Genomic DNA, 12055 nt, shown 5'->3' with positions numbered 1-12055 from the left:
CCCCTCTCCCCCCCCCCCCCCACCCCCCCCCCCCCCCCCCCCCCCGCCCCCCCCCCCCCCCCCCCCCCCCCCCCCCCCCCCCCCCCCCCCCCCCCCCCCCCCGCGCGGGGAGGGGCGGCGGCTCCCGCGAATCCGCACGAAGGCGTGCCGTTCGCGGGCGGCCGGTACGCACGGGCGGCGCCGCCCCTCCGGGGGCGGAAAGGCCAGCTGACGTCGCGTGTCGGCATCGCTCGACAACGGTCCCTCGCTCGCCGCTCACCCCCTTTTCCATCCGTGTCGGAGATTCGGACATCGCGGCAGGTCTTGACAGAAGCCGGTAGGGATTACAGCCTATGGCAACGTTGTCATCCGAGTTGAGAGCCGGGCCGATCGTTCCGTCGGCTCACGTGGGATTGGACTTTTTGGACATGTCGGATCAGCCGCACCTTTCCCGGCGAAGGATCGTCGCCACCGGCTCCACCCTCCTGGCGGGCTTCGGCCTGGGCACCGCCTTTCCCACGGCTGCCTCCGCTACCACCCCGGCCCCCGCCGCCGGGCCCGCGGCGCCGTCGGGGACCGCCGCCGCGCGGGCCGAACTCGCCGCCTACCGCCCGATCACCGTGTCGTCCACGGACTACGCCCCCACGCCCGGCGAATTCGCGGTCGACGGGATCGGCACCGTCGGCGTACGCGGCACCGGCTGGCGGGCCGCGGCGGGCGACCCGCAGTGGATCTGTGTCGACCTCCAGGCGGACTGCGAGGTCGACTCCGTGAAACTGACCTTCGAGGCCACGGTCAACGACCCGGTCTTCACCCCCTCCGACAGCGGCAATCCGCGCGACAGCACCACAGGGCAGGAGATCCTGTCGAGCTGCGCGGTGGACTTCGTCATCGAGACCTCGCGCGACCAGCACGCCTGGACCACCGTGTACCGGACCACCTCGGGCACCGGCGGCGTCGTGGACATCGCGCTGGACCGCAAGGTCACCGCGCGCTGGGTGCGGCTGACCGTGCGCAAGCGCTCCAACGCCAACCCGCTGGGCCTCAACGGCTTCGCGGTGTACGGCACTTCGCGCGCCCACCGCCCCGCCGCCACCGGCTGGACCGACTGGGGCACCCATCACCACCACGCCCCCGCGCTGAAGACCGCCGCCGACGGCACCGTGCCGCTGGAGTCCGGCTGGACGCTGACCATGGACGACTGGGCGGGCGGCGAGGGCGCCGACCTGTCCCGCCCGTCGGTGGACACCAGCCGCTGGCTGCCCGCGACCGTGCCCGGCACGGTCCTGGCCTCACTGGTCGAACAGGGCCATCTGCCCGACCCCGTGTCCGGCCTGAACAACCTGCACATCCCCGAGGCGCTGTCCCGCCACTCGTGGTGGTACCGGCGCGGCTTCGAGCTGCCCCGTAACCTGACGACCGGCTCGGGCCGCCACATCTGGCTGGAGTTCGACGGCGTCAACCACACCGCGGACATCTGGCTGAACGGCAAGCGGGTCGGCGGCCTGACCTACCCCTTCGCCCGCTCCGCCCACGACGTGACGGCGCTGCTCACCGCCCGCGGCGAACAGGCCCTCGCCGTGAAGATCACCCCGATGCCGTTCCCCGGCAGCCCCGGCGACAAGGGGGCGGCCGGACTGGCCTTCGTGGACGCGGGCGCCACCATGATGAACCGCAACTCGCCCACCTACCTGGCCTCTTCCGGCTGGGACTGGATGCCCGCCGTACGCGACCGCGTCTCCGGGATCTGGAACCACGTACGGCTGCGCTCCACCGGCCACGCCGTCATCGGCGACCCCCGCGTCGACACCGTTCTGCCCGACCTGCCCGACACCCGCAGCGCGGAGGTGACGATCGTCGTCCCCGTGCGCAACGCCGACACCACCGAGCGGCGCGTCACCGTCACCGCCGCCTTCGACGACGTCACGGTGACCCAGACGGTCACCGTGCCCGCGGGCGGCGGCAAGGACGTCACCTTCACCCCGTCCGTGTACGGCAAACTGCGGCTGCGCAACCCCAAGCTGTGGTGGCCCAACGGTTACGGCGAGGCCGCCCTGCACGACCTGACGCTGACCGCGACCGTCGACGGCCGCACCAGCGACCGGCGCACCACCCGGTTCGGCATCCGGCAGTTCGGCTACGAATTCGCCGTGCCGCTGCCCTTCACCGCCGGCGGCGACGCGTACACGCAGTCCGTCGACCTCGGGGCGCGGACCGCGCGGTACGTACGGGTGCGCTGCCTGACCCGCGCCACCGCCTGGGGCTCGTCGCTGTGGAGCCTGTCGGTGGTCAACAGCGCCGCGCCCGGCACCGACCTCGCGCTGCGCAAGACGGCCACCGCCTCGTCGGTCGACGAGGACGACCACCAGCCGGGCAATGTCACCGACGGCGACCAGGGCACCCGCTGGTCCTCGTCCTTCGAGGACGACCAGTGGGTCCAGGTCGACCTCGGCGCCCAAGTCGCCTTCGACCGCGTCGACCTGACGTGGGAACAGGCGTACGCGCGCACGTACGTGGTCCAGGTCTCGGCCGACGGCTCGGCCTGGACCGACGCGAAGTCCGTCGACAACTCCGCGGTCCCGCTGCCCTTCAACGGCGGCGACGCCAGCCTCCAGACCGAGGACTTCAGCGCGGTGACCGCCCGCTACGTTCGGATCAACGGCGGTGCCCGCGCGACCAGTTGGGGCAACTCGCTGTGGACGCTCTCCGTGGTCGACAGCGCCAGGCCCGGCACCGACCTCGCGCTCCACAAGACCGCGAGCGCCTCCTCCGAGGACTCCGGCAGCCCGGCGTCCCACGCCACCGACGGCGACCCGAACTCCCGCTGGTCGTCGGAGTATCTGGACAACCAGTGGATCCAGGTCGACCTCGGCTCGGCCCAGAGCTTCGACCGCGTCGTCATCGTGTGGGAAGCGGCCTACCCGAAGACGTACACGATCCAGGTGTCCGCCGACGCGAAGACCTGGACGGACGTGAAGTCCGTCGACAACACGCCCGAACCGCTGAAGATCAGCGTCAACGGCGTCCGGGTCTTCTGCCGCGGCGGCAACTGGGGCTGGGACGAACTGCTGCGCCGGATGCCCGCCGCGCGGATGGACGCCGCCGTGCGGATGCACCGCGACATGAACTTCACGATGATCCGCAACTGGGTGGCCAGCAGCAACCGCGAGGAGTTCTTCGCCAGTTGCGACGAGCACGGCCTGCTGGTGTGGAACGACTTCCCCAACGCGTGGGGCATGGACCCGCCGGACCACCAGGCGTACAACGACCTGGCGCGCGACACCGTACGGCGCTACCGCGTCCACCCCAGCGTCGTCGTGTGGTGCGGGGCCAACGAGGGCAATCCGCCCGCCGCGATCGACACCGGCATGCGCGACGCCGTCACCTCCGAGGCGCCCGGCGTGATGTACCAGAACAACTCCGCGGGCGGCATCATCACCGGCGGCGGCCCCTACGGATGGGTGGAGCCCGCCCGTTACTACGCGCCGTCCACGTACGGCAGCGGCAGCTTCGGCTTCCACACCGAGATCGGCATGCCGGTGGTGTCCACGGCCGCCAGCATGCGCAATCTCGTCGGCGACGAGCCGGAGTGGCCGGTCGGCGCGGCCTGGTACTACCACGACTGGAGCACACGCGGGAATCAGGCGCCGCAGAACTACCAGGCCGCCATCGAGGCCCGCCTCGACACCGCCACCGGCCTCGACGACTTCGCGCGCAAGGCGCAGTTCGTCAACTACGAGAACACCCGCGCCATGTTCGAGGCGTGGAACGCCAACCTGTGGAAGGACGCCAGCGGCCTGATGCTGTGGATGTCCCACCCGGCGTGGCACAGCACGGTGTGGCAGACCTACGACTACGACTTCGACGTCAACGGCACCTATTACGGGGCCCGCAAGGCGTGCGAGGCGCTGCACGTCCAGGCCGACCCCGACAAGTGGCAGGTCATCGCCGTCAACCACACCCCGCACACGGTCACCGGCGCCCGGGTGACGGCCAACTACTACGACCTCGACGGCCGCCGGCTCGTCCCGGAACAGCGCAAGTTGGTGAACATCGCGCCGTCGTCGTCGGTCACCGCCTTCACCGCCGACCGGATGGACACCCTGCCGTCCTTCCACCTGCTCCGGCTCCGCCTGGAGGACCCGCTCGGCCGCGTGCTGTCCGAGAACACCTACTGGCGCTACCGCGACACCAAGGACATGCGGGCCCTGAACAAGGCCAAGCAGACCCGCCTGTCCACCGACCTCGGCCGCCTCTCCCACTCCGGCGCCCGCCGCAACCTCACCGCCACCGTCCGCAACCGCGGCTCCGCCGTCGCCGCCATGGTCCGGCTGTCGCTCCTCGACGACCACACCGGCGAGCGCGTCCTGCCCACCCTCTACAGCGACAACTACCTCTGGCTGCTGCCCGGCGAGTCCCGCACCCTCACCCTGACCTTCCCCGCCGCCGCCCTCCCCTCCTCCCGCCCCGCCCTGCGCGCCGAGTCCTACACCACCCCCACCACCCTCACCCGCCCCTGACCCCGGGACGCGAGGCGGGCGGCGGCGGGGGAATCCGCAGGTCAGTCCTACCCCCGCCGTCGGCGGACGGCGGGGGACACGGAGAATGGGGGCATGGATTCGGTGGATATACGTTTTTCGCGTGACGAGCTGATCGACCATCTGCGACGGACCCGCATCGCCGGGGACGTCGCCACCCCGCGGCAGGGGAATCTGCGCCACTACAGCGAGCTGGCGAAGGGGAACCGGCGCTTCTGGCTGGGACTGGAGCTGGGGGAGCGGTGGACCGAGGAGACGGTGCTGGCCGTGATGGCCGAGCGCGTCGGCGTGGTGGCCGACCCCGGACACCTCCAGGGTCAGGACACCATCGACGCGCGGCTCACCGTGGAAGGACTCGACCGGATGGCGGCCGTCCTGCGGGAGGCGGCCCGGCAGCGGTGGCGGGTGCTGGTCGCCACCGGGCACCCCGGCGGGCTGCTCGATGTGCACCAGGCCATCGCGCGGGCGCTGCGCGCGGCCGGGGCCACCGTCGTCGCCATTCCCAAGGGCCTGTCCACCACCGAGGGCGACGACGACTCCTACGGCGACGTCCGTCAGTTCGGCAGCGTCGCCGTGCTGGAGGACGGTGCCACCCTGTGGCACACCCACGCGCCGCAGCCGATGTCGGCCATTCTCGACGCGCTGACCGCCGCGGGCGAGCCGCTGCCCGACCTGGTGGTGGCCGACCACGGCTGGGCGGGCCGCGCGGGCCAGCGCGGGATCAGGACCGTCGCCTTCGCCGACTGCAACGATCCGGCGCTCTTCCTCGGCGAGGCGGAGGGCACCATCGCGGTGACCGTCCCGCTCGACGACCACGTGGTGGACCCGCAGGCGTACGAGCCGATGACCGCCTATCTGCTGTCGGAGGCCGGGCTCACCGCCTGAGGCCCGCGCGAGCCCGTACGACGCGCCGGTACGACCGCGCCCCGCCCCGTACGCCCCCGCGGAACGCAGCCGCGTCGCCCCGGCGGGACCCACCGGCCGCCCACGGCCAGTAGGCTTCCCGTGGGTGCCCGAAGCACCGCAGAGACCGCCGCGGACGCCCCGGAACACGGGGCGTCCGCCGTGTGTTACCGCCAAGGAACACGAGGAGGACTGAGATGACCGCTCAGACACAGAAGGCCGTCCTCGCCGGCGGATGCTTCTGGGGCATGCAGGACCTGATCCGACGCCTGCCCGGCGTGACAGACACCCGGGTCGGATACGCGGGCGGCGACGTGCCGAACCCCACGTACCGCAACCACGGCACCCACGCCGAGTCGATCGAGATCACCTACGACCCGGAGCGGACCGACTACCGGGCGCTGCTGGAGTTCTTCTTCCAGATCCACGACCCGAGCACGAAGAACCGCCAGGGCAACGACATGGGCCTCAGCTACCGGTCGGCCATCTTCTACGAGGACGACGAGCAAAAGCGCGTCGCCGAGGACACGATCGCCGACGTCGACGCCTCCGGCCTGTGGCCAGGCAAGGTCGTCACCGAGGTGTCGCCCGCCGGTACCTTCTGGGAGGCCGAGCCCGAGCACCAGGACTACCTGGAGCGCTACCCCGACGGCTACACCTGCCACTACGTACGCCCCGGCTGGCGCCTGCCCGCCCGTACCAAGGACTGACGCCCGGCACGCCCAGCAAACTCAGCAAGCCCGGCGCCGCTGGTTACGGCATCCGGCCTTTCCCCGCCGGCCGTCCGACGCCCCATTGATAGCGTCGGACCGTGGCACATACAGTGCGCGCGGCGACTCGTATCCGGGGAGGCCAGATGTCGGGTTCACCGTCGGGCGGGACGCCGAGGCGCGCCGTGGGGCGAAGGGCTCTGCTGCTCGCGGGCGCCGCCTCCGCGGCGGCGGCCGGCGCCGGATCCCTCGCCTCCGCGGAGCCCGCGCACGCGCGCCCCGGTGGCCCGAGGGCCGAGTGGGTCGGCAGTTGGGCCGGGTCCCCGAACGCCGCGCCGACGGCCGCCGTCGTCCACCTGGAGAACCAGACGGTCCGCCATGTGCTGCATCTGAGCCTCGGCGGCTCCGCGCTCCGGTTACGGCTGACGAACGAATTCGGTGAGAGCGCCGCGTCCATCGGCGAGGTACGGGTCGCCCGCCGCGCGGGAACGCGGGGCACGGCGATCGTCCCGGCCACCGACCGCCGGGTGACGTTCGGCGGCAGCGGTTCCGTCCTGATCCCGGCCGGGGCCCCGGCCGTCAGCGATCCCGTCGACCTGGCCCTGCCCGGCGGCGCCGACCTGGTCGTGAGCCTCTACCTGCCCGAGCGTACGGCCGCCACCAGCCTGCACGCGTACGCCCTCCAGAAGAACGCCGTGGCCGCGGGCAACGTCACCGGCGCGACGACGGTGACGCCGACCGCCGAGCCGCAGGCGGTGTATCTCGTCTCCGGCGTCAGCGTCCGGGCCGGACGGCAGGCGTCCGCGATCGTCGCGCTCGGGGACTCGATCACCGACGGCGGCAAGAGCACCGTCGGCGCCGATCTGCGCTGGCCTGACCAGCTCGCCGCGCGGCTGCGGTCGGCCCGCCCGGCCGCCGACCGCGCGGTGGTGAACGCGGGCATCTCCGGCAACCGCCTGCTGCACGACCCCAATCCGCCCGCGGGCGACCCGGCCGAGGCGTACGCGCTCAACTTCGGACCGAGCGCCCTGCGCCGCTTCGACCGCGACGTGCTCGCCCAGCCCGCGGCGGCGTACGTCATCACCCTGATCGGCGTGAACGACCTCGGCCACCCGGGCACCGTGGCGCCGCTGTCCGAGACGGTGACGGCCGAGCAACTGATCGCCGGGCACGGGCAGTTGGCGGCGCGCGCGCACGCCGCGGGCCTGATCGCCATCGGCGGCACGATCATGCCCTTCAAGGACGACACCTTCGGCTTCTGGAGCCAGGCCAACGGCGAGAAGCGGAACGCCGTCAACGACTGGATCCGCACCAGCGGTGTGTACGACGCCGTGATCGACTTCGCCCGCGTCACCGCCGACCCGGCCGACCCGGACAAGCTGGCCGCCGCGTACAGCAGCGGCGACGGCCTGCACCCGAACGACGCGGGCCACACCGCGATGGCCGCCGCCGTTCCGCTCGACCTGTTCCGCTGAGCCGTCCCCGTACGGCTCGGCGGCCACGGCGCGCGGCGGCAGGACGTCCCCGGCCTCGGCCCTGAGCGACCCGTGCCCGGCACTCCGGCACGGCCGCCCCGGCACGCCACCAAGCCCTCCTGGACGGGTCGCTGACTGGCCGTCGGACGCGCGGCGGTCGGCGCCGAGCCCCGTACTAATACGTATTATCCCTTGACTTCCGGGAATCCGGAAGCCACGATCCCTCACGGCGCCGAGCGTCTCCCGATCGGCCGCGCCGCTCCCGTGGCCGAGTCCTCCCCCCAACCGTGAGGGTGCTCCATGTCCGTTGACCACTCGTCCCGCGGCCTCACCCGTCGCTCCGCCCTGCTGGCCGGTGCCGCGCTGGCCCCCGCGTGGTTCCTCGGCACCGCAGGCGCCGCGCCCAGCCGCGCCGCCGCGGCGACGGCCTCGGACTTCGCGACGGTCCGCACCCAGTGGGGCACCACGCTGATCGGCAGCTACGACGCCTCCGACCAGGTGATCTCCGCCTACGCGCAGGCGATGGCCGACACGGCGAACGGCCTGTGGTCGACGCTGAACACCGCCAACTCCCGCACCTACCTGTGGGCGGACCTGAACAGCTCCACCGTCTCGGCCGTCCAGCGCGACGTGATCGGACGGCTGCGCCAACTCGCCCTCGCCTACGCCTCGCCGGGCTCGTCGCTGGCGGGCAACGCGACGCTCCTGGCGGACCTCACCTCCGCGCTCGACTGGTTCCTCGCCCACAAGTACGGCGTCACCGCGCGGTACGACAACTGGTGGGACTTCGAGATCGGCATACCGCTGGCCCTCAACGACACCTGCGTCGCCCTGTACGGCCACCTCTCGGCGAGCCAGATCTCGACCGCGATGGCCGCGATCACCCGCTACGCGCCCGACCCGACCAAGGTCAACGGCGGGACGGCCACCGGCGCCAACCTCAACTGGAACTGCGCCATCGCGACCGTGCGCGGCGCGCTGAGCCAGGACGCGGCCGTCATCGACAGCGCCATGGCGGCGATCGCACACCTCTTCCCGTACAGCACCGGCGGCGACGGCTTCTACCCCGACGGCGGCTTCATCCAGCACGCGGTCTACGCCTACAACGGCTCCTACGGGGTGTCTCTGCTCCAGTACCTGACCTACCTGCTGGTCACCGTGCAGGGCACCCCGTGGGCGGCGACAACGGACCAGGTGCAGCGCGTCTACACCTGGACGCAGGCGAACTACCGGCCGTGGATCTACCGCGGGGCGTTCATGGACATGGTGCGCGGACGGGCGCTCTCCCGCTTCTACGAGACGGACCACCGTATCGGCCGCCTCACCACCGCCACCCTGCTCCAACTCGCCCGCGTCTTCCCGGCCGACCAGGCGCTCACCGTCCGGTCGCAGGCCAAGGGCTGGATCGGCGCGGACACCTACCAGGACTTCTTCGCCTTCGACGCGGCCCCGCTCGAACAGGTGCGGATCTCGTCCATCGCGCTCGGCCGCGCCGTCGTCGCCGACAGCGCCATCCCGGCGGCGGCGGAGTCCACCATCTCCGTCGTGTCGACCTCGATGGCGCGGATCGTGCACCGGCGGCCCACGTTCGCCTTCGGCATCGCGATGGACAGCACGCGGATCAAGCCGTACGAGTCCGCGAACAACGAGAACCTCCAGGGCTGGTACACCGGCGAGGGCGCCACGTACCTGTATCTGCCCACGCAGCCCGGTCACTGGGTGAACGGGTACTGGCCGGCCGCGGACAAGTACCGGCTGCCCGGGGTCACGCTCGACACCAAGACCCTCGCGCTCGGCGCGAACCGCGGCTCGACCAACACCTGGGCGGGCGGCGCGCTGCTGGACGGGAACGTGGCGGCCGGTATGGGGCTGTCGTTCGCCGTCCAGACCCTCAAGGGCCACAAGTCGTGGTTCTGCGTCGACGACGTCGTCATCTGCCTGGGCGCCGGGATCACCAGCGACGACGGCCATACGATCGAGTCGGTCATCGAGAACCGCAACACCGGCCCCAACGGGCAGGCGAACATCCACGTCGATGGCAACGTTGTCCTGTCCACGCCGAGCAACACGCCGACGGTGGTCCAGCCGCGGTCGATCTTCGTGGACAACCTCGGCGGCTATGTCTTCCCGGTCGGCGGCCACGTCACCCTCCTGCGCCAGGACCGCACCGGCAAGTGGACCGACATGGACCACCGCGGCGTCTACGACGACACCGCCGCGTACACCCGCAGGTTCGTCACCATGTGGGTCGACCACGGCGTGAGCCCGACCGCGGGCAGCTACCGCTACATCCAACTGCCCGCCGCCACCTCGGCCCAGACCTCGGCGTTCGCCGCGTCGAACGACGTGACCGTCGCCTCGAACACCGCCGCGGTGCAGGCCGTCAGCCGCTCCGGCTCCGGCGTGGCCATGGCCAACGTCTGGCAGGCCGGAGCGCCCAAGGCCGCCGGAATCCAGGTCGACAGGACCGCATCGGTCGTCACGCACCGGACGAACGGAACGCTCAGCGTGGCCGTGAGCGACCCGACCCAGCAGCTCACCGGGTCGGTCGTCGTCACCGTCGACGGCGCCGTCTCGGCCGCCACCTCCGTCGACCCCGGGGTGACGGTCCTCGCCACGACACCTGACCTCCGCCTCTCCGTAGCGGTCGCGGGAGCGGCCGGAAAGACCTTCGTCGCACGCTTCACCGTCTGACAGCCGTCGGCCCGGCACCCCGTCGGCCCGTCGGCCCGTCGGCCCGCGAGATAAGGAAGTCGTACATGCGCATGAGGGCTTTAGCAGTGGTGATCGGCATGCTCGTCGCGAGCTACGGCGTGACGTCGGGCTCGGCGCACGCCGCGTCATCGCTCTACGAGGCGGAGAACGCCACCGTCTTCCACGGGACGGTGGACCGCGACCACCTGGGATACACCGGGACCGGCTTCGTCAACACCGCCAACGAGGCGGGCGCGTACGTCGAGTTCAGCGTGAGCGCACCGGCCGCGGGCGGCTTCGCGCTGGCCCTGCGCCCCGCGAACGGGACGGGGGAGGGACGCGCGGGCACCGTCAGCGTCAACGGCACGGTGATCTCCGCACCGGCCTTCGCCGCGACCGCGGACTGGAACACCTGGGCCGTCACCCGGATACCGGTGACGTTGCGGGCGGGAACCAACGCGATCCGCGTGACCGGCGCCACGGCGGGCGGCCTGCCCAACCTCGACTCGCTGACCGTCTCCGACCCGCGGAGCACGGACTGGGCCGACGCACTGGTCGACTCCACCATGGAGCGCTACACCCCCGCGACCGTCGGCGGCTGGAGCTACCCGGTCGCGCTCTACCTGATGGGGCAGTACCAGGTCGCCCGGCACACCGCGGACCCCGCGCGCCGGGCGGCCCTGATCGCGTACATCAAGGCGTGGGCCGACCGCTTCGTGGACGCCTCGGGGCACATCGGTATCACCTTCAACAGCCTGGACAGCATGATGCCGGGTCAGGTGATGATCGCCCTGTACCGCGAGACCGGTGAGGCCAAGTACGGCCTGGCCGCCAAGCAGATCCACGACCGGCTGCTGCCCGGCGCCGGGTACCCGACCACGAGCGACGGCGGCTTCTGGCACGCCAACAGCGCCGACCGGGCCAACCAGCTCTGGTCCGACGGCACCTTCATGGCCGACCCCTTCATGGCGCAGTACGGCAGGTACATCGGCGACAGCGCGCAGTCCTACGACATCGCGGCCAAGCAGCTCGTGGTCTACGCCGGCCATCTGCAACAGGCGAACGGGCTGCTGAAGCACGCCTACGACGCGTCCAAGGCGGCGACCTGGTCCGACCCGACCAGCGGCCTGTCCTCCGAATACTGGTGCCGCGCCGTCGGCTGGTACGGCGTCGCCGCCACCGAGATCCTCGACCTGATCCCGGCCGACCACCCGCTGCGCGCCCAGTTGACCGCGACCGTACGCGATCTGGTGCGCGGCATCGCCGCCTACCAGGACCCGGCCAGCGGGCGGTGGTTCCAGGTCGTGGACAAGGGGAGCAGCGCGGGGAACTGGACCGAGACGTCGTGCTCGGCGATGTTCACCCTGACCGCCGACGCCGCGATCAAGCGCGGATACGTCCCGGCCGCCACGTACCAGGCCACGGTGGACGCCGGAAAGCGCGGCGCATTGGACCGGATCTCCCTGCACAGCGACGGTCTGACGTATCTGACCTCGATCTCGGTCGGCACCAATGTCGGGGACTACGCGTATTACACCGCCCGGTCCCGGGCCACGAACGACTTCCACGGGCTGGGCGCCTTCCTCTACTTCTTCGAGCAGGTCAACGGCTGAAGCCGGCTCCTGCGAGCAGATCCGCGGCGGGGGAGTGGCGGTGGAGTGGCGGTGGAGCGCCGTTCCCGGTTCTGGAACGCTACGACCGTCGGCCCGACAGGCCGACGGCACCGCTCTCCTCGACCCGGTGAAGGAACGACGCC

General features: G+C 71.8%; 6 protein-coding genes. All 6 read left to right on the top strand.

What is annotated here, in order from left to right; translation table 11 throughout:
* Nucleotides 1-407: 407 nt before the first annotated feature.
* The 6 genes from ACZ37P_RS33660 (at nt 408) to ACZ37P_RS33635 (ending at nt 11912) form a co-directional block, all read left to right on the top strand.
* Nucleotides 408-4499 (top strand): discoidin domain-containing protein, encoded by a 4092-nt coding sequence (locus tag ACZ37P_RS33660; RefSeq protein ID WP_467350201.1) that lies wholly within the window; start codon nt 408-410, stop codon nt 4497-4499.
* Between the two features lie 93 nt (nt 4500-4592).
* Entirely contained in the window at nt 4593-5402 is an 810-nt protein-coding gene (locus tag ACZ37P_RS33655) for a phosphatase (protein ID WP_467350200.1), read from the top strand.
* Between the two features lie 215 nt (nt 5403-5617).
* Nucleotides 5618-6130 (top strand): peptide-methionine (S)-S-oxide reductase MsrA, encoded by a 513-nt coding sequence (gene msrA / locus ACZ37P_RS33650; RefSeq protein WP_355343668.1) that lies wholly within the window; start codon nt 5618-5620, stop codon nt 6128-6130.
* A gap of 185 nt (nt 6131-6315) precedes the next feature.
* The gene (locus tag ACZ37P_RS33645) at nt 6316-7605 is read left to right on the top strand and encodes an SGNH/GDSL hydrolase family protein (protein ID WP_467350198.1); all 1290 of its coding nucleotides are present in this window, start codon (nt 6316-6318) and stop codon (nt 7603-7605) included.
* A gap of 300 nt (nt 7606-7905) precedes the next feature.
* The gene (locus ACZ37P_RS33640; protein ID WP_467350196.1) at nt 7906-10299 is read left to right on the top strand and encodes a polysaccharide lyase 8 family protein; all 2394 of its coding nucleotides are present in this window, start codon (nt 7906-7908) and stop codon (nt 10297-10299) included.
* A 71-nt stretch (nt 10300-10370) separates the two neighbouring features.
* Nucleotides 10371-11912, top strand: a complete 1542-nt coding sequence (locus ACZ37P_RS33635) for a glycoside hydrolase family 88 protein (RefSeq protein ID WP_467350195.1) — start codon at nt 10371-10373, stop codon at nt 11910-11912.
* Nucleotides 11913-12055 lie beyond the last annotated feature (143 nt).

The sequence above is a fragment of the Streptomyces sp. NPDC024632 genome, from assembly GCF_055559175.1.
The sequence above is the reverse complement of the archived record's forward strand: the minus strand, read 5'-3'. Positions and strand labels throughout refer to the sequence as shown.